Source organism: Nonomuraea rhizosphaerae (assembly GCF_019396405.1).
Classification (GTDB): domain Bacteria; phylum Actinomycetota; class Actinomycetes; order Streptosporangiales; family Streptosporangiaceae; genus Nonomuraea; species Nonomuraea rhizosphaerae.
The window spans coordinates 1-16963 of the sequence record NZ_JAHKRL010000440.1; the positions used below are offsets into that span (position 1 = coordinate 1).

The 16963-nt window shown below is 71.1% G+C and carries 19 protein-coding genes; 7 read left to right on the top strand and 12 right to left on the bottom strand.

Annotated elements, in window-relative coordinates; all coding sequences use genetic code 11:
• Both KME77_RS22585 and KME77_RS22590 read left to right on the top strand, forming a co-directional pair.
• Positions 1–621: sensor histidine kinase (locus tag KME77_RS22585; protein ID WP_372451210.1), on the top strand; the 621-nt coding region annotated here is incomplete at its 5' end.
• Positions 618–1271 carry a response regulator gene (locus tag KME77_RS22590; protein ID WP_219470931.1) on the top strand — a complete coding sequence of 218 codons (654 nt, stop codon included), beginning with the start codon at positions 618–620 and terminating at the stop codon, positions 1269–1271. The genes KME77_RS22585 and KME77_RS22590, both read left to right, overlap by 4 nt.
• Here KME77_RS22590 and KME77_RS22595 read toward each other — a convergent pair.
• Genes KME77_RS22595 through valS form a run of 3 tightly spaced genes read right to left on the bottom strand, consistent with a single transcriptional unit; the run spans position 1262 to position 4752 of the window.
• Positions 1262–1843 (bottom strand): carboxymuconolactone decarboxylase family protein, encoded by a 582-nt coding sequence (locus KME77_RS22595; RefSeq protein ID WP_219470932.1) that lies wholly within the window; start codon positions 1841–1843, stop codon positions 1262–1264. The two genes, KME77_RS22590 and KME77_RS22595, sit on opposite strands and share 10 nt — an antisense overlap.
• Entirely contained in the window at positions 1833–2216 is a 384-nt protein-coding gene (locus tag KME77_RS22600) for a hypothetical protein (protein WP_219470933.1), read from the bottom strand. Before KME77_RS22600 ends, KME77_RS22595 begins: the two co-directional genes overlap by 11 nt.
• Positions 2217–2256: 40 nt before the next feature.
• Entirely contained in the window at positions 2257–4752 is a 2496-nt protein-coding gene (gene valS / locus KME77_RS22605) for a valine--tRNA ligase (RefSeq protein ID WP_219470934.1), read from the bottom strand.
• Between the two features lie 109 nt (positions 4753–4861).
• Here valS and KME77_RS22610 point away from each other — a divergent pair, with 109 nt between their 5' ends.
• Positions 4862–5146, top strand: a complete 285-nt coding sequence (locus KME77_RS22610; protein WP_219470935.1) for a DUF4235 domain-containing protein — start codon at positions 4862–4864, stop codon at positions 5144–5146.
• On the opposite strand, the gene KME77_RS22615 is transcribed toward KME77_RS22610, so the two are convergent.
• From KME77_RS22615 to KME77_RS22625, 3 genes are read right to left on the bottom strand one after another with little or no spacing between them, the layout of a single operon-like run.
• Positions 5079–6512, bottom strand: coding sequence for an alpha,alpha-trehalose-phosphate synthase (UDP-forming) (locus KME77_RS22615; RefSeq protein WP_219470936.1), 1434 nt, complete (start codon positions 6510–6512; stop codon positions 5079–5081). The genes KME77_RS22610 and KME77_RS22615 overlap by 68 nt on opposite strands.
• 10 nt (positions 6513–6522) lie before the next feature.
• A complete protein-coding gene (locus tag KME77_RS22620) occupies positions 6523–8076 on the bottom strand; it encodes an FAD-dependent monooxygenase (protein WP_308250831.1) in 1554 nt (517 codons plus the stop codon).
• Positions 8073–9032: an MBL fold metallo-hydrolase gene (locus tag KME77_RS22625; protein WP_219470938.1), complete on the bottom strand. Its 960-nt coding sequence runs from the start codon at positions 9030–9032 to the stop codon at positions 8073–8075. The genes KME77_RS22620 and KME77_RS22625 overlap by 4 nt, the downstream gene beginning before the upstream one ends.
• 98 nt (positions 9033–9130) lie before the next feature.
• Here KME77_RS22625 and paaI point away from each other — a divergent pair, with 98 nt between their 5' ends.
• The 3 genes from paaI to KME77_RS22640 are packed head-to-tail and all read left to right on the top strand — an operon-like array spanning position 9131 to position 11392.
• Positions 9131–9502 carry a hydroxyphenylacetyl-CoA thioesterase PaaI gene (paaI, locus tag KME77_RS22630; protein ID WP_219470945.1) on the top strand — a complete coding sequence of 124 codons (372 nt, stop codon included), beginning with the start codon at positions 9131–9133 and terminating at the stop codon, positions 9500–9502.
• The gene (gene paaK / locus KME77_RS22635; protein ID WP_219470939.1) at positions 9499–10794 is read left to right on the top strand and encodes a phenylacetate--CoA ligase PaaK; all 1296 of its coding nucleotides are present in this window, start codon (positions 9499–9501) and stop codon (positions 10792–10794) included. Before paaI ends, paaK begins: the two co-directional genes overlap by 4 nt.
• A 4-nt stretch (positions 10795–10798) precedes the next feature.
• On the top strand, positions 10799–11392 hold the full coding sequence (locus KME77_RS22640; protein ID WP_219470940.1) for a TetR/AcrR family transcriptional regulator: 594 nt from the start codon (positions 10799–10801) through the stop codon (positions 11390–11392).
• Here the strand turns inward: KME77_RS22640 and KME77_RS22645 are convergent.
• The 4 genes from KME77_RS22645 to KME77_RS22660 form a co-directional block, all read right to left on the bottom strand.
• Positions 11381–12181: a hypothetical protein gene (locus tag KME77_RS22645; RefSeq protein ID WP_308250832.1), complete on the bottom strand. Its 801-nt coding sequence runs from the start codon at positions 12179–12181 to the stop codon at positions 11381–11383. The two genes, KME77_RS22640 and KME77_RS22645, sit on opposite strands and share 12 nt — an antisense overlap.
• 15 nt (positions 12182–12196) lie before the next feature.
• On the bottom strand, positions 12197–12496 hold the full coding sequence (locus KME77_RS22650) for a DUF4193 domain-containing protein (protein WP_020542847.1): 300 nt from the start codon (positions 12494–12496) through the stop codon (positions 12197–12199).
• A 287-nt stretch (positions 12497–12783) separates the two neighbouring features.
• Positions 12784–14040, bottom strand: coding sequence for a sensor histidine kinase (locus KME77_RS22655; protein WP_219470947.1), 1257 nt, complete (start codon positions 14038–14040; stop codon positions 12784–12786).
• Positions 14041–14078: 38 nt separating this feature from the next.
• On the bottom strand, positions 14079–14732 hold the full coding sequence (locus KME77_RS22660; protein WP_219470941.1) for a response regulator transcription factor: 654 nt from the start codon (positions 14730–14732) through the stop codon (positions 14079–14081).
• Between the two features lie 236 nt (positions 14733–14968).
• Here KME77_RS22660 and KME77_RS22665 point away from each other — a divergent pair, with 236 nt between their 5' ends.
• Complete coding sequence (locus tag KME77_RS22665; RefSeq protein WP_219470942.1) at positions 14969–15133, top strand: hypothetical protein; 165 nt, start codon at positions 14969–14971, stop codon at positions 15131–15133.
• A 131-nt stretch (positions 15134–15264) separates the two neighbouring features.
• Here KME77_RS22665 and KME77_RS22670 read toward each other — a convergent pair whose 3' ends face one another.
• Both KME77_RS22670 and KME77_RS22675 read right to left on the bottom strand, forming a co-directional pair.
• Positions 15265–16065 (bottom strand): inositol monophosphatase family protein, encoded by an 801-nt coding sequence (locus tag KME77_RS22670; protein WP_219470943.1) that lies wholly within the window; start codon positions 16063–16065, stop codon positions 15265–15267.
• Positions 16065–16963: alpha/beta hydrolase family protein (locus tag KME77_RS22675; RefSeq protein ID WP_219470944.1), on the bottom strand; the 899-nt coding region annotated here is incomplete at its 5' end. The genes KME77_RS22670 and KME77_RS22675, both read right to left, overlap by 1 nt.

The following is a 16963-nucleotide window of genomic DNA, read 5'->3' on the forward strand; positions in this document are numbered from 1 at the left end:
CTGCAGGCCGGGGCGTTGCAGCTGACCGCCGCCGACGAGGCGACCAGGCAGGCGGCGGGACAGCTGCGGACGACCGGCTGCCAGACCCTCGGCGAGCTGGGTGATCTCGTCGGCCTGCTCAACGCCGCCGCCCCGGCGGACCCGGCGGGCGCGGGAGCGCTCGAACCGATGCCCGATCTGTCCGCGCTGGTGGAGTCTGCGCGGTCGGTCGGGACGATCGTCGAGGTGGACGGCGCGGACGGGCCGTGCCTGCTGCCGCCCGTGGTCGGCCGTACCGCGTACCGGGTCGTCCAGGAGGCCCTGACGAACGCGCGCAAGCACGCGCCCGGGGCGCGGGTCCGGCTCCAGGTGCGGTGTTCCGCCGGCGGCGTCCGGGTGAGCGTCAGCAACACCGCGCCGACCGGGGCGGGTGACGCCGTGCTGGCGTCGGCGGGCTCCGGGACCGGCCTGCTCGGCCTGCGGCGGCGGATCGAGCTGATCGACGGCACGCTGCGCGCCGGACCGTGCGCCGGCGGCGGCTACCGGGTCGAGGCGGACCTGCCCTCGGCCCCAGGAGCGACAGGACCCCGAGTGACAGGACCCCAAGTGACAGGACCGCAAGTGACAGGACGGGGCCCATGATCCGCGTCCTTCTGGTCGACGACGACCCGCTGGTCTGCGCGCACCTGCGGACGATCCTCGGCACCGCCGCCGACGTGGAGATCGCCGGCGAGGCGTACGACGGCGCCGAGGCGCTCGACGCCGTCACCCGGCACCGTCCCGGCCTCGTGCTGATGGACCTGCGGATGCCGGGCGTCGACGGCGTCACCGCCATCCGTCACATCGCGGCGCTGCGTGAGCCGCCCGTCGTGGTCGCGCTCACCACCTTCGACACCGACCAGCACGTCCTGCGGGCCCTGGAGGCGGGGGCGGCCGGGTTCCTGCTCAAGTCCACCCCGCCCGAGGACCTGATCGGGCTGGTCCGGGTGGCGGCCGGCGGCCACACCGTGCTGTCCGGCGCCACGACGCGGCGGCTGCTGAACGCGGCCGCCGGCCGGCGGGCGGACCAGGACGGCAGGCTCACGCTGATCGAAGCCCTGACCGGGCGGGAGCGGGAGGTCCTCGGCTGCCTCGGCGAGGGTCTGTCCAACGCCGAGATCGCCCGCCGGCTGCACCTGTCCGAGGCGACGGTCAAGGGGCACGTGTCGCGCGTCCTGGTCAAGCTGGGCTGCCCCAACCGGACCCGGGCCGGGCTGCTCGCGCAGCACGCCGTGCTCGGCGGTTACCGGTAGCCCCGCTTGAGCAGGTGCCGGGCTCCCGCCTCGTACCCCTGGGGGGTGAGTCGCTCGAAGCCGAAGGCGTCGGCGAGCCGGTTGGTGACGTTGAAGGCGGCGCAGACCGCCAGCGCGTCCTTGACCTGCTCGGGTGAGGCGCCGGCGGCCAGCACCTGCCGCATGTCCTCGGCGCCGGCCTTCCCCTCCCGGGTCAGCCTGCCGAGCATGCGCAGGGTCGCCCGCAGCGGCTCCTCGATCGGGGCCGAGTCCAGGTCGGTCAGCACCGCCGCGACCCGTGACGCGTCGTGGCAGGCCTGCCGCGCGGTCGCGGTGTGCGCGCCGACGCAGAACGCGCACTCGTTCACCTGGGACACGTAGGCCGCCATCAGCTCCCGGTCGCCCACCGACCAGGCCGACGGCCCGCGCATCGCCTCGTGGGTGAACTCCTTGGCGCGGGTGCCGTAGAAGTCGGGCCGGTAGAAGACCACCTTGGCGGCGTCCGGCAGCGGCTGCCCGGACAGCAGCCGGATCAGCGCGAAGAGCAGCTTGGTGCCGGGGCGGTAGCCGCGGTCGAGGATGTCAAGCCACATGGCCCGGGCTCCCCTCGCCGGTCGCCTCGGCCAGGGCGGACAGCCCCGCCTCGTACAGGCGGGCGGAGTGGCCGACCGCGGCGCAGATCACCAGCTCGAAGAGCTGGTCCTCGGTGCAGCCGGACGCCCGCGCCGCCGCCAGGTCCTCCCGGGTGACCTGGGCCGGCCGGTCGGCGACCTTGCCGATCAGCGCGGCCAGCGGCGGGGCGAGGCCGTGGTTGCGGAATGCCCCTGCCCGCTGCCGGGCGGAGGCCTGGCCCTCCCCGTTCAGCACCCGGTCCGCCAGGGCCCGGAATGCTGCCTGCTTGTCGTCCTCGTCCGGCACGATGCCCTCCGTCTTGTTCGCTACCGGGGGCAGATGCCCCCCGGTCATTAGACGATCGGCGCGCGGCCGGACACGACACCGGCGGGAGCTATTCCTCCAGTACGACCTCGACGGCGAACTCGGGCCCGTCCTCCAGCACGAACTCCTCGACGTTGCCCGCCCCGCACAGGTCGTCCTGCGCCAGCCGGACCAGGCCCACCTCGGGCCCGGACACGGTCAGGCGGGACACCTCGGCGCGCATCGACAGCTTGGCCGCCGACTTGGCCTTGCGGATCCGGGCGAGCACGTCGGCGGCCACGGTGAGCACCGCCGGGTCGCCCGGGCCGGCCTCCAGGACCGGCCAGGAGGCCCGGTGCACCGAGCCCTCGCGCCACCAGGACCACACCTCCTCGGTGACGAACGGCAGGAACGGAGCGAACAGCCGCAGCATCACGTCGAGCGCCTGGCGCAGCGCCGCGTGGGCCGAGGCCGCCTCCGGGCCGCTCTCGTACGCCCTGGCCTTGACCAGCTCCAGGTAGTCGTCGCAGAACGCCCAGAAGAACCGCTCGGTGCTCTCCAGGGCGCGGGTGTAGTCGTAACCCTCGAACGCCCGCGTGGCCTCCTCGACCACCCCGGACAGCGCCGCCAGCATCGACAGGTCGAGCGGCTCGGTGACCTCACCGGAAGATCCGCCGGACGGCGCCGGGAAGCCGAGCACGAACTTCGACGCGTTCAGGATCTTGATGGCCAGCCGCCGCCCCACCTTGATCTGCCCGGTGTCGAAGGCGGTGTCGGTGCCGGGCCGCCCGCCGGCCGCCCAGTAGCGGACCGCGTCGGAGCCGTACTCCTGCAGCAGCCCCAGCGGCGTCGTGACGTTGCCCTTGGACTTGGACATCTTCTTGCGGTCGGGGTCGAGGATCCAGCCCGAGATGGCGATGTCGCGCCACGGCAGCGTGCCGAACTCCTGGTGCGCCCTGACCACGGTGGAGAACAGCCAGGTGCGGATGATCTCGTGCGCCTGCGGCCGCAGGTCCATCGGGAACACCCGGCCGAACAGGTCGGGGTCGCGCTCCCAGCCGCCGACGATCTCCGGCGACAGCGACGAGGTCGCCCAGGTGTCCATGATGTCCGGGTCGGCGGCGAACCCGCCGGGGACGTCCCGCTGCTCCTCGGTGTACCCCTCGGGCACCTGCGAGGACGGGTCGACCGGGAGCTGGTCCTCCGAGGGGGTCAGCGGGCGCGAGTAGTCGCGCTCGCCCGCCCCGTTCAGCGGGTACCAGACGGGGATCGGCACGCCGAAGAAGCGCTGCCTGGAGATCAGCCAGTCACCGGCCAGGCCCTGCACCCAGTTGTCGTAGCGGACCTTCATGTGCTGGGGGAACCAGCGCAGCTCGGCGCCCCTGTCCAGGAGCCGCTGACGCAGCGTGGCGTCGCGCCCGCCGTTGCGGATGTACCACTGGCGGGTGGTGACGATCTCCAGCGGGCGCTCGCCCTTCTCGTAGAACTTCACCTGCCGCTGGGTCGGGCGCGGGTCGCCGTCCAGGTCGCCGGACTCGCGCAGCAGCTCCACGACGCGCTCGCGGGCGCTGTGGACGGTCTTGCCGGCCAGCTCCTTGTACGGCTCCGCCTCCACGCCCTCGGGCGGCTCGGGCAGCAGCCGCCCGTCCTTGCCGATGATCGGCCTGGTCTCCAGCGCCAGCTCACGCCACCAGGTGACGTCGGTGATGTCGCCGAACGTGCAGACCATCGCGATGCCGGACCCCTTGTCGGGCTCGGCCAGGCGGTGGGCCAGCACGGGCACCTCGGCGCCGAACAGCGGCGTCAGCACCGAGGTGCCGAACAGCGGCTTGTAGCGCTCGTCCTCGGGGTGGGCCACCAGTGCGACGCAGGCGGGCAGCAGCTCGGGCCTGGTCGTCTCGATCCAGACCGGCCCCTTCTCGCCGTAGAAGGACAGGCGGTGGAAGGCGCCCGGCCATTCGCGGTCCTCCAGCTCCGCCTGGGCGACGGCGGTGCGGAAGGAGACGTCCCACAGGGTGGGTGCCTCGGCCATGTACGCCTCGCCGCGCGCCAGGTTGCGCAGGAACGCCCGCTGGGAGGCGGCCCGTGACGCGCCGTCGATCGTGGCGTACGTCATGGTCCAGTCGACCGACAGCCCGAGGCGCCGCCACAGCTCCTCGAAGGCCCGCTCGTCCTCGACCGTCAGCCGCTCGCACAGCTCGATGAAGTTGCCGCGCGAGATCGACACCTGCCGCTTGGGGTCGGGCTTGGCCGGAGGTGTGAAGTCGCGGTCGTAGGGCACCGAAGGATCACAGCGGACGCCGAAGTGGTTCTGTACCCGGCGCTCGGTGGGCAGGCCGTTGTCGTCCCACCCCATCGGGTAGAAGACCTCGCGCCCGCGCATCCGCTGGAAGCGGGCGATGGTGTCCGTGTGCGTGTAGGAGAAGACGTGACCGACGTGGAGGGACCCGGAGACGGTGGGCGGCGGCGTGTCGATCGAGTAGACCTGCTCGCGCGCCTTGGACCTGTCGAACCGGTAGGTGCCCTGGTCTTCCCAGCGGGCTACCCATACCTGCTCCAAGCCGTCGAGAGTCGGTTTCTCCGGCATGGGCGCATGGTGTAGACGCTGCTGATTCATGCCTCCTTATGGTACGGCGTCACCGGGCCTCGGAGCGGTAGAGACTAGTGTTCGTTACACAGGGGAAGGAGACGTTCGGATGGCAGACGACAAGCCCGATATCGCCTGGCGGGTGATCGGCGGCCTGGTGGGTCTGGTGACCGCGTGGGCGGCCAGGAAGATCCTCGGGATCGTCTGGGTGAAGACCACCGGCAAGGAACCGCCGGTGGACTCGGAGTCACCCGAGGTCAGCATGGCCGAGGCGATCGGCTACGCGGTGGTGATGGGCGTCGGGATGTCCGTGGCCCAGATCGTGGTCAACCGGACCGCCAAGAAGCGCTATGACGCGTGGAAGGCTGTGAAGCAGGTGACTCCAGGGCATTGAGGAACTCGCCGGCCCAGCGGTCCACGTCGTAGGTGGCGACCCGGCGGCGCAACGTGCGCATGCGCCGGGCCAGCTCGTGCGGCGTGGCCCGCATCGCCGCCATCATCTGGCGCTTGACGTCCTCCACGTCGTACGGGTTGACCAGGTACGACTGCCGCATCTCGTCGGCGGCCCCGGCGAACTCGCTGAGCACGAGGGCGCCGCGCAGGTCGTGGTGGCAGGAGACGTACTCCTTGGCCACCAGGTTCATGCCGTCGCGCAGCGGGGTGACCACCATGACGTCGGCGGCCAGGTAGAGGGCGGCCAGTTCCTCCCGGCCGTACGACTGGTGGAAGTACTGGATCGGCTGCGTGCCGAGCATGGCGTGCTCGCCGTTGATCCGGCCGACCTGCAGCTCGATGTCGTCGCGCAGCCGGCGGTACTCGTCCACGCGCTCCCGGCTCGGCGTGGCGATCTGCACGAACACCGCCTCGCCGGGCACCACCTTGCCCTCCTTGATCAGCTCGCCGAACGCCTCCAGCCGCAGGCCGATCCCCTTGGTGTAGTCGAGCCGGTCCACGCCGAGCAGCACGTGCTCGGGGTCGCCCAGCTCGGCCCGGATCTCCTTGGCGCGGGTGACGATGTCGGGGCGGCGCACCATGTCGTCCAGCTCGCCGAAGTCCACCGAGATGGGGAAGGCCTGCGTGGTGACGATCCGGTCGTCGAGGAAGATCTCGTTCCCCTTGTACGGCAGGCCGAGCAGCCTGCGGCACAGCCGGCGGAAGTTCGAGGCGCCGCCGGGGAGCTGGAAGCCGACCAGGTCGGCCCCGAGCAGCCCTTCGACGAGCTCCTTGCGCCACGGCAGCCGCCAGAACAGCTCGACCGGCGGGAACGGGATGTGCAGGAAGAACCCGATCTTCAGGTCGGGCCGGAGCTTGCGCAGCATGGCGGGCACGAGCTGGAGCTGGTAGTCCTGCACCCAGACGATCGCGTTCCGGTCGGCGGTCCGCGCCGCGGCCTCGGCGAAGCGCTGGTTGACGGCGCGGTAGGCGTCCCACATCTCGCGCTCGAAGATCGGCGGCGCGATCGCGTCGTGGTAGAGGGGCCACAGCGTGGCGTTGGAGAAGCCCTCGTAGTACAGCTCCACCTCGCGGGCCGACAGCGGGACCGGGATGAGGTTCATGCCGTCCTGCTCCAGCGGCTCCAGCTCCTCGTCGGGCGCGCCGTGCCAGCCGATCCAGGCGCCGTGGCGGCGCTGCATGACCGGGGCGATCGCGGTCACGAGCCCGCCCGGGCTCCTGCGCCATGAGGCCGTGCCGTCGGGCTCGACCGTGCGATCCACCGGCAACCGGTTCGCGACGATCAGGAACGAGCTACGGCCATCCACCCAAGTCCTCCTAGGCTCTTTCGTGCGAGAGCCGCAAGGCGCGGCTCACGGCGGCCGCCACCCGCTCGGGCCCCGCCTGGGGGATGATCGCGGCAATGTGGGCGTCAGGCCTGATGATCCAGGCGTCGCCCGGCTCTGCGCCCAGCGTCTTCGCCAGGCCGCCGGAGCGGTCCAATGCCGCGAGCTCGCGAACGGCGAGCGGCGCCGTAGTGACCTTGCCCAGGACCTGCGCAAACAAACTCAAGTTACACATATCCCCCAGTAGTACGAGGATTCCGGCCCGGCAGAATTCCCGCAATCTGCCCCCTCCCGGGAGCGGCACGTCCGCCAGCGCGACACCGGGCGCGGGCGGCGGAACGGTCCCCTTGGGCGGCCTGCCCGCGAACGGGCGGCTCGGCTCGGGCGTGGTGAGGGGCGAGTCCACGTACCAGTACGGCTCGGCGAAGCGGGCGGAGTCGATCTCCTCGCGCACGCCCCCGTCCAGCACCGCCCGGCGGCGGGCCCGCTCGCGCTCGTCCCGGGGCGCGAGGAAGCGCATGGTGGTGCCGGTGACCTCCAGGTTCTCGCGGGCGGCGGCGTGCCGCTCGTCGTGGTAGGTCTCCAGCAGCTCCTCCGGCGCCCAGCCGTTGGCGACGAAGGCCACCTTCCAGGCGGCGTTCTCGGCGTCCGGCACGCCGGAGTTGAGCCCCCGGGCGCCGAAGGGCGCCATGAGGTGCGCGCAGTCCCCGGCCAGCAGCACCCGGCCGACCCGCATGCGGGAGGCCAGGCGGGAGTGGAAGCGGTAGGTGGTGCGCCACAGCAGCTCGTGGTCGCGCTCGCCGATGATCCGCCTGATCATCTCGCCGACCTCGGCGTCCGAGGGCACGGCGCCCGGCGGGATCTGCCAGTCGATGCGGAACGTGCCCTCCGGGCAGGGGTGGATGAGCACCTGGCGGCCAGGATTCCAGTCGGGGTCGAAGTGGAAGCGCCGCTCGTGCTCCCAGCCGGGCAGGTCGGCCCTGATGTCGCAGATGAGGAACTGGTCGGCGAACGTCTCCCCGTCGAAGGAGACGCCCAGGGACTCGCGCACGGCCCTGGCGCCGGCGCCCGCGCAGGCCACCGCGTACGGGGCGCGCAGCTCCCGCTCGCCGCAGTGGACGGTGACCCCGGCGGCGTCCTGGGTGATCGCGGTGACCTCGTGGTCCCAGCGGACCTCGATGAGCGGCTGGGCGGCGATGGCCTCGTCGAGGATGCGCTCGGTGCGCGCCTGCGAGATGTTGACGAACGGCGGCAGCGGCCCCTGGTGCTCGAACGACCAGGAGAACAGCTCCCGGCCCCGGTAGTAGGTGCGGGCGGTGGTCCAGGTCAGCCCCTCCTCGGCGACCCGGCCCGCGCCGACCGACGACCAGATGTCGAGCACGTCGCGCTGCTGGCAGATGGACTTCGACCCCTCGCGCGAGCGGCCGTGGGCCCGGTCGAGCACGAGCACGGACAGGCCCCAGCGGGCCAGCAGCAGCGCGGCGGTCTGGCCGACGGGCCCCGCGCCGATCACGATGACCGGTCCACCGGCAGGCCTGGCGCTCACGACTGGAGCTGCTCCCATACCTCGCGGTCCCGCTCGGCGGTCCAGATCCGGGGCCGTTCGACGCCGTCCAGCTCGTCCCACAGGCGCGAGACGTTGAACGGCAGGCAGTGCTCGAAGATCGGCCAGGAGCCGTAGCGGGGCTCCAGGGCCCGGTGCGTGGCGGCGAAGGCGTCCCTGAGCGTGCCGCCCGCCTCGCGGGCCGCGCCGACCTCGCGCAGCATCACGGCCAGGAAGTGCCTGGTCTGCGCGATGGCGGCGGCCACCTCCTCCTCGCCCCTGGCCACCGCTCCCCTGCCGCCGACCAGCGTCCGCGCGCCGAACGCGGCCACCCGGTCGAGGGTGGAGGCCGACCAGTCGCGGTGGAAGGCGTCGCCGGTGTAGAGGGCGGCCTGCGACTCGACCAGGTCGCCGGCGAACATGATCCGCTGTCGTGGCAGCCAGGCCACCAGGTCGCCCTCGGTGTGGCCGCGCCCGCAGTGGGCCAGCACCAGGTCGCCGCGCCCGCCGCCCAGGTCGATGGTGAAGGTGTCGCTGAACGTCGCCGTGGGCCAGGTCAGGCCGGGGATCGAGGCGGGTTCCTTGAACAGGCGGGGCATGCGGGCGTACTCGCTGGCCCAGTCCTCGGCGCCCCGCTCGGCGATCAGCGCCCTGGTCCGGTCGTGCGTGACGATCACGTCGGCGCCGAACGCCGAGGCGCCCAGCACGCGTACCGCGTGGTAGTGCGACAGGACCAGGTAGCGGATCGGCTTGGCGGTGTGCTCGCGCAGCTTGGCGAGCCACTCCCCGGCGGCGACCGGGGTGGCCAGCGCCTCGAAGCAGACCAGGAAGTCCTCGCCCTCGATCGCGCCGACGTTGGGATCGCCCTCGGCGGTGAGCGCGTACACGCCTTCCGCCAGGACCTCGAACGACTGCCGTTTCTCGCCCAGGTCCGTGGACGAGGCGAAGGGCTTGGCCATGGGCACCTCCCTTGACAGGGATCAGGCCGGACGGTGAAGTGTTTACCGAACATTCGGTCAGTTGACAAGGGAGACTTGCGTTGGAGAGCGCGCGTCGCATGATGGACGCCGACACCGCCTCCGCGGCCCTGGGCATCGAGCTGGCGGAGCTGGGGCCCGGCCGGGCGGTGTGCCGCATGAAGGTGACCGGCCAGATGATCAACGGGCACGCGCTGTGCCACGGCGGCTTTGTCTTCCTGCTGGCCGACACGGCGTTCGCGTGCGCGTGCAACAGCCACGGTCCGGTGACGGTCGCCGCGGGCGCGGAGGTCACGTTCGTGGCTCCCGCCCACGCCGGCGACGAGCTGACGGCCGAGGCCGTCGAGCGCACCCGCTACGGGCGCAGCGGCATCTACGACGTCACGGTCCGCAAGGCCGGCGGCGAGGTCGTGGCCGAGTTCAGAGGACGCAGCAGGGAGCTGTCACGATGAGACTGGGTACCGCCCCTGATCCCGCCAGCCTGGACCCGATCGAGCGCGCCTCCCGCGACGAGCTGAGGGCGCTCCAGCTCGAACGCCTTCAACGGACGCTGCGCCACGCCTACGACAACGTCCCCGCCTACCGCAGGAAGTTCGACGAGCACGGGGTGCACCCCGCCGACTGCAAGGACCTCGGCGACCTGGCGAAGTTCCCGTTCACCACGAAGCAGGACCTGCGCGAGGGCTACCCGTTCGGGATGTTCGCCGTGCCGAGGGAGCGGGTGGCGCGGATCCACGCCTCCAGCGGCACCACCGGGCAGCCCACCGTCGTCGGCTACACCAAGGCCGACCTCGACGTCTGGGCCGGCGTGATGGCCCGTTCGATCCGCGCCTCGGGCGGGCGGCCGGGTGACGTCGTGCACGTCGCCTACGGCTACGGCCTGTTCACCGGCGGCCTGGGCGCCCACTACGGGGCCGAGCGGCTCGGCTGCACCGTGGTGCCGGTCTCGGGCGGGATGACGCCCCGGCAGGTGCGGCTGATCGAGGACTTCCGGCCCCGCGTGATCATGGTGACGCCGTCGTACATGCTGGCGCTGCTGGACGAGTTCGAGCGGCAGGGGCTCGACCCCCGCGCCTCCTCGCCGCGGATCGGGATCTTCGGCGCCGAGCCGTGGACCGAGGAGATGCGCGCGGAGATCGAGGAGCGCTTCGACCTGGACGCGGTCGACATCTACGGCCTGTCGGAGGTCATGGGGCCCGGCGTGGCCAACGAGTGCGTGGAGTCGAAGGACGGCCTGCACGTGTGGGAGGACCACTTCTACCCCGAGACCGTGGACCCGTTCACGGGCGAGCCGGCCGAGGCGGGTGAGCTGGTCTTCACCAGCCTCACCAAGGAGGCCATGCCGATCGTCCGCTACCGCACCCGCGACCTGACCAGGCTGCTGCCGGGCACCGCGCGGCCGGCGTTCCGGCGGATGGAGAAGGTGACCGGGCGCACCGACGACATGATCATCCTGCGCGGGGTGAACGTCTTCCCGACCCAGATCGAGGAGGTCGTGCTGCGGGTGCCCGGCCTGTCGCCGCACTTCCAGGTGCACCTGACCCGTCCGGGACGGCTGGACGTGATGACGGTCAGGGTCGAGGCGCGGCCGGGCTTCCAGGGACGCGGGCAGGCCGCCGAGGCCGTGCGCCGGGCCGTCAAGGACACGGTCGGCGTGCACGTCGAGGTCGAGGTCGTGGACCCGGAGACGCTGGAGCGCTCGGTGGGCAAGCTCAAACGGGTCATCGACAAGCGGGATACTTGACCATATGTCCACCACCGCGACCCGCCGGCGCAAGCGCGGGCACGACCCCGAGTCCGTGCTCTCCATCGCCGTGGGCGTCTTCAACGAGCGCGGTTACGACGGCACCAGCATGGAGGACCTGGCCAGGGCGCTCGGCGTGACCAAGTCGGCGATCTACTACCACGTGCCGGGCAAGGAGCAGATCCTGTCGCGGGCGCTGGACCGGGCGCTGGACGGCCTGTTCGCGATGATCGCCGACGAACGGGCCGCCGCGGGCCCGGCGATCGACCGCCTGGAGTGGGTGGTGCGGCAGAGCGTGCGCATCCTCGTCGACCGGCTGCCGTACGTGACGCTGCTGCTGCGGGTGCGCGGCAACAGCGTGACCGAGCAGGCGGCGCTGGAGCGGCGGCGGGAGTTCGACAGGTTCGTGAGCCGGCTGGTCAAGGAGGCGGCGGCCGACGGCCGCATCCGCGCGGACGTGGATCCGTCACTGGTGACGCGGCTGCTGTTCGGGACCGTGAACTCGATCACCGAGTGGTACCAGCCTGTCCGCGGGGGCTCGGCGGACGATCTGGCTGACGCGCTGCTCAAGATGACCTTCGACGGCCTAAGGGTCTAGCTCCTTCGAGCGTTGGCCCGGCGGGAGCTTGCCCCGCAGGTCGTCGCGGATGGCCTCGCCAAGTTTCTTGGTGGCCATGCGGTTGAGAGCGCCACCGGCGACAGCTCCGGTGAGAAACGGGCCCAGCGTGGTGAGATGGCGCCCGAGTGTGCGCATGAGACGGTTACGAAGAGCTGACTTGGTGGCCGCGCCGAGCGCGAGCGAGACGGAAGCGGGGGCGAGGGGGTCGATCCCGCGCTGTCTGGCCCAGGCCGCCGCGAAGGCGGCCGCTCGTTGCGTGCCGGTGCCCTGGACGCGCACGCCGTACACCTCGTGAAGCTCCGCCAGCAGCTTGACCTCGATGGCCGCGACCACGATGGTCTCGGCGACGAGCTGGGCGGGGGCGGAGAGGAGGAGGGGTGGTGCCGCGAACTCCGCGGCGGCGAGCGCCCCGCCGATGGCGCCGACGGTCATCGTCGCCTTCTGCGCGGTGCGTACCAGGTCGTCGGCGAGTTGTTCACCGGTCAGGCCGTGATGATGCTCCGACAGCGTGTGCAGGTCTCTGATAGGGATGCGGGGCGCGATGTTCAGGAACACATCGGCCAGCCAGCGGCCACGCCCGACTCCGGCCTCGCGCGCCTTCGCGGCGCCTGAGGCCAAGGAGCGGGCTAGGCGGCCGAGCAGCCTGCGCCGCTCGGCCGGCTCGAGCTCACCGGGTTCGGTGAGCCTGCCCACGAGCTCGCCGACCTCGCGGTCGGGGTCGGCGTTCTCGTGTCCTGGTTGCTGATGGTCCTTCTCAGGTACAGCCACGCGTTGCCTCCTTCGTCAGGCGGCGCACTCCCGGCACACCTGCTGGCCGTTCTTCTCCGAGGCCAGCTGGCTGCGGTGGTGCACTAGGAAGCATCGTGAGCAGGTGAACTCATCGGCCTGACGCGGGATGACCCGCAGGCTGAGCTCTTCGTTCGACAGGTCGGCGCCGGGCAGCTCCAGCGACTCGGCCAGGTCGGTCTCGTCGATGTCGATGCTGCCGGACGACTTGTCGGTGCGCCGCGCCTGAAGCTCCTGGAGGCTGTCTTCCCCCAGGTCGTCGTCAGTCTTGCGCGGGCTGTCGTAATCGGTAGCCATTGTGCTTGCTCCATCCCCCTCATCTATACGTCTTCGCGCTCATCGCGCGTCTTCTAACGTCCAGGAGGTTCATCTTGTGCCCGTTCCGCCGGGGGAATTTTTGCTTCGGTACCCAGCGGCAAGGGACTGTGAACCTCCCAACACGTCAGGCCCTGCTGCTGCCGGCGGCGAGTTAGCCAAATATGGCGAAACCCACAGCCTTGGCGGCATGCACCACCGTGTTCGACGGCACATCCAACCACATGTGCGCCGTCAACGAGACGCCTGCCATGGTGCAACACGCCGGATCAGCGTCTCGGCAGCCGAATGGTCACGACAAGTCCTCCGCCCTCCCGTGGCACGGCGGTCACATTTCCACCGTGCGCCTGCACGACAGCACGAACGATGGACAGCCCCAGACCTGCTCCCTTGGCCGATTCCACGCGGTCGGCGTGGAGCCTCCTGAACGGCTCGAACAGGCTGTTCACCTCGTACGCCGGGACGTGCTGCCCCGTGTTGGCCACCTGAACAACGAGTGCCCCGTCCACCATTCCCGTACGGATCCATACTTTTCCGTTTTCGGGAATGTTGTACTTGATGGCGTTCTCCAGCAGGTTGCTGACAGAGCGCTCCAGGAGCACCGGATCGCCCACGGTAGGCGCGCTGACCAGTTCGGTGGTGATCGTCACACCGTTCTCCTCGGCGAATGGCGTGACCTGCTCGACGGCGGTCCGCGCCACCTCCTGGACCTCCAGCGGCTTGCGCACCGCCAGCTCCCGCTCGCTCCTGGCCAGCAGCAGCAGCCCCTCGATGAGCTTCTCGTTGCGCGCGTTCACCTCCAGCAGAGTCCGGCCCAGCGTCTTCAGGTCACCCGACGCCTCCGGGTCGGACAGCGCGATCTCCAGCACCGTCCTGTTGATGGTCAGCGGGGTCCGCAGCTCGTGCGAGGCGTTGGCGACGAACCTGCGCTGGGTGTCGAAGGCCAGGTTGAGCCGGGTCAGCATGGCGTCGAAGGTGTCGGCCAGCTCCTTCAGCTCGTCGTTGGGGCCCTCCAGGTCGATCCGCCGGTGGGCCAGCGTGCTCTCCGAGAGCTGCTTGGCCGTGGCCGTCATCTGGCTGACCGGCCGCATCGCCCGGTCGGCCACGAAGTAGCCGAGGATCAGCGCCAGGAGGCCGACGCCCAGCAGGGCCAGGAACGAGCTCTGCAGCAGCGCGTCGCGGGCGTGGGCCACGGTCTGCTTCTGGGCGGTGACCCACTGGGCGTGCACGATCGCCGCGTCGATGGCGTCCACGCCCTCGGTGTTCAGCTCCGGCCAGGCCGAGTCGATCGCCGTGCCGACGATCGCGTACATGGAGGCCAGCAGCACGCACGAGGCGACGAAGAACAGCGCGCTGTAGGCGATGGTGAGCCGCCACCGGATGCTGACCTTGCCCGGCAGCATCTTGACCAGCTCGATCGTGCCGGGCTGGGACTTGGCGTACATGGGCGGCGGGGGGCCGTCCCACACCGGCGGCCCGACCGGAGGCGGAACCGACCCGCTCCGCTCCGAATGCGGGCTGATCATCGGGTGCGTCGGCACCGCCTTGCGATCAGGCCGTTCTGTCACAACTTGTATCCCACTCCGGGCACCGTCTCGATCACCTGCGGATCACCGAGCTTCTTGCGAAGCGTCATCATCGTCACCCGCACCACGTTGGTGAAGGGGTCGATGTTCTCGTCCCAGGCCTTGTCCAGCAGGTCCTCCTGGCTGACGACGGCGCCCTCCGCCCGCATCAGCTCCTCGAGGACCGCGAACTCCTTCTTGGTCAGGACGATCTCCTTGCCCTCGCGCTCGACCAGGCGCTTGCCCGGGTCGAGCCGGATCCCGCCCCGCTCCAGCACGGGCGGCAGGGCGGGCGCGGACCTGCGGCCGAGCGCCCGCACGCGGGCGACCAGCTCGACGAAGACGAACGGCTTGGCCAGGTAGTCGTCCGCGCCCAGGCCCAGACCCTCCACCTTGTCGTCCACGTCGCCCGACGCGGTCAGCATGAGGATGCGCGAGGCCGTGCGCTGCTCCACCAGCCGGCGGCAGACCTCGTCCCCGTGCACGACCGGCAGGTCGCGGTCCAGCACGATCACGTCGTAGTCGATGTAGGACGTGCGCTCCAGCGCGCCGCCCCCGTCGTAGGCCACGTCCACCGCCATGGCCTCGCGCCGCAGACCGGTCGCGATTGCGTCCGCGAGAACCCGCTCGTCCTCCACCACCAGCACTCGCACGCCTGGCACACCTCTCTCCGGTTCTGCTGCCTCATTCTGCCCACACCCGCGATAAGCGCACGGTAAGGCATGTCAGGGGATCCGTCGCGCAAGCGGCGGCAAGATTCATGTTTCGGTAAGCGACGGGGCTGGGTATGGGTGCTGGACACCCATCGTCGCGTGCCTTCCGCAGGCTACGTGTGCGCGACGGGTGGTCCCATCGCCCGGAATGCGAACCCCTGATGAGAGTAGGTGAGATGGGCGAGTTCACGACCACGATCGAAAGCCGCCTCGACCAGGCTTACAAGGGCCTTCGGGAGGCCCGCAGCGCCGGTGACGACTACCTCGCCGACACCCTCACCGCCGAGATCGAGGACCTGCGCCGTCTTGCGGACGATCACGGCATCCCGTTGCCCCAGTGAAACGGTGACACCTGAAGCACGGTGACATTTGAACGGTGACATTTGAACGGTGACGCGCCGGCCGGCGCCATGCGCCATGGAGGAAGGCTCCGGCCGCCGCGTGTCATCCGCCGTGTCCCACCCGCCGGGTCTCAGGAGTCGCGCTCGGGGGCGAGCGTGACGAGCAGGTCGTGCAGCTCGTCGTACAGGCTCGCCCCGGCGCACATCCCGAACTCGACGCTGTACGGCCGGCCGTTCAGCCCGCCGATCCTGGCCCCGGCCTCGGTGGCCACCAGCCCGGCCGCGGCGAAGTCCCAGTAGTTGGTGCCCCGCTCGTAGTAGGCGTCCACCCGGCCGGAGGCGACCGAGCAGATGTCGATGGCGCACGAGCCGCCGCGCCTGATGTCGCGCACCCGTGGCAGCACCGAGGCCAGCACCTGGGCCTGCACCGCGCGGCGCTCCCTCAGGTAGCCGAACCCGGTCGCCACCAGCGCCCGCGACAGCGGCACGCCGGTGTTGCAGCGCAGCCGCTCGCCGCCGAGCCAGGCGCCCTCGCCGCGCGCCGCGGTGAACACCTCGCCGCGCGGCGGCACGTTCACCACCCCGGCGACGATCTCGCCGTCCACCTCGACGGCGATGGAGACCGCCCACTCCGGCAGCCCGTACAGGAAGTTGACCGTGCCGTCGACGGGGTCGACGATCCAGCGGACCCCGGAGTCGCCGCCCTCCTCACCGCCTTCCTCGCCGCCTTCCTCGCCCAGGACCCGGTCGCCGGGCCTGGCCTCCTTGACGCGGGCGCGGATCAGCTCCTCGGAGGCCGTGTCCAGGGCGGTGACCACGTCGGTAGGGCTGGACTTTGTCGCGACTTCTTCGGACATGGTGGGGCGTTTGGCCAGGAGCATGTCACCCGCCTCGCGGGCGATCTCCTCGGCCAGCCTCAGCAGGTCGCTCATCACGCCACCGAGTCCGGGCGCTTCCACTCCTGGCCGAGGACGTGCTGGGCGAGGAAGGCGAGCACGGTCTCGTACCAGGCGACGGCGTTGCCGGGCTTGAGGATCCAGTGGTTCTCGTCGGGGAAGTAGAGGAACTTCGACTCGACGTTCTTACGCTGCAGGTCCCACCACAGGCGCAGCGCCTCGCCGATCGGCACCCGGTAGTCCTTGTCGCCGTGGATGACCAGCATCGGCGTGCTGATGCTGTCGAGCGCGTGGTGCGGGGACAGCTTGGCGTACCGCTCGGAGCCCGGCTCGCCGAACTCCCGCTGCCAGTACATGGAGGCGTCGGTGGTGCCGGCGAACTGGTCGAGGTTCCACAGCGAGGCGTGGGTGACGATGGCCCTGTAGCGGTCGCTGTGGCCGGCGACCCAGTTGGCCATGTAGCCGCCGTACGAGCCGCCCATCGCGCCGATCCGGTCGCCGTCGATGTCGTCCCTGGCCACGGCCACGTCCACGATCGCGTCGAGGTCGGCCAGGGTGCGCGGGCCCCAGTCGCCCCAGCCGCGGTCGATCATCTCCTGACCGTACCCTGTGGACAGGCACGGGTCCGGCAGCAGCACCGCGTAGCCGTGCTGGGTCATGACCCAGGACTGCCAGCGCCACTGCCAGTCGTTCCACGAGGCGACGGGGCCGCCGTGGATCCACAGCAGGAACGGCGCGGGGCTGTCGGCCGAGGCGCCCTCCGGCAGCGCGAGCCAGGCGCGGATCGTGGCGCCGTCGTCGGCGGTCGCGGTGATCTCGGTGAGCGTTCCGGGGACCTGCGGGCGCGGGGCGGGCGAGGGCAGGTCGGTGACCTCACCGGTGGCGGCGTCGATCCTGGCCGGTCCGGGGGCCAGGTCGACGGGTCTGGGCAGCG

Coding starts and splice junctions, on each gene's coding strand:
- KME77_RS22590 (WP_219470931.1), top strand. CDS start 618: ATGATCCGCGTCCTTCTGGTCGACGACGACCCGCTGGTCTGCGCGCAC.
- KME77_RS22595 (WP_219470932.1), bottom strand. CDS start 1,843: ATGTGGCTTGACATCCTCGACCGCGGCTACCGCCCCGGCACCAAGCTG.
- KME77_RS22600 (WP_219470933.1), bottom strand. CDS start 2,216: ATGACCGGGGGGCATCTGCCCCCGGTAGCGAACAAGACGGAGGGCATC.
- valS (WP_219470934.1), bottom strand. CDS start 4,752: ATGCCGGAGAAACCGACTCTCGACGGCTTGGAGCAGGTATGGGTAGCC.
- KME77_RS22610 (WP_219470935.1), top strand. CDS start 4,862: ATGGCAGACGACAAGCCCGATATCGCCTGGCGGGTGATCGGCGGCCTG.
- KME77_RS22625 (WP_219470938.1), bottom strand. CDS start 9,032: ATGGCCAAGCCCTTCGCCTCGTCCACGGACCTGGGCGAGAAACGGCAG.
- paaI (WP_219470945.1), top strand. CDS start 9,131: ATGATGGACGCCGACACCGCCTCCGCGGCCCTGGGCATCGAGCTGGCG.
- paaK (WP_219470939.1), top strand. CDS start 9,499: ATGAGACTGGGTACCGCCCCTGATCCCGCCAGCCTGGACCCGATCGAG.
- KME77_RS22640 (WP_219470940.1), top strand. CDS start 10,799: ATGTCCACCACCGCGACCCGCCGGCGCAAGCGCGGGCACGACCCCGAG.
- KME77_RS22650 (WP_020542847.1), bottom strand. CDS start 12,496: ATGGCTACCGATTACGACAGCCCGCGCAAGACTGACGACGACCTGGGG.
- KME77_RS22655 (WP_219470947.1), bottom strand. CDS start 14,040: ATGATCAGCCCGCATTCGGAGCGGAGCGGGTCGGTTCCGCCTCCGGTC.
- KME77_RS22665 (WP_219470942.1), top strand. CDS start 14,969: ATGGGCGAGTTCACGACCACGATCGAAAGCCGCCTCGACCAGGCTTAC.
- KME77_RS22670 (WP_219470943.1), bottom strand. CDS start 16,065: ATGAGCGACCTGCTGAGGCTGGCCGAGGAGATCGCCCGCGAGGCGGGT.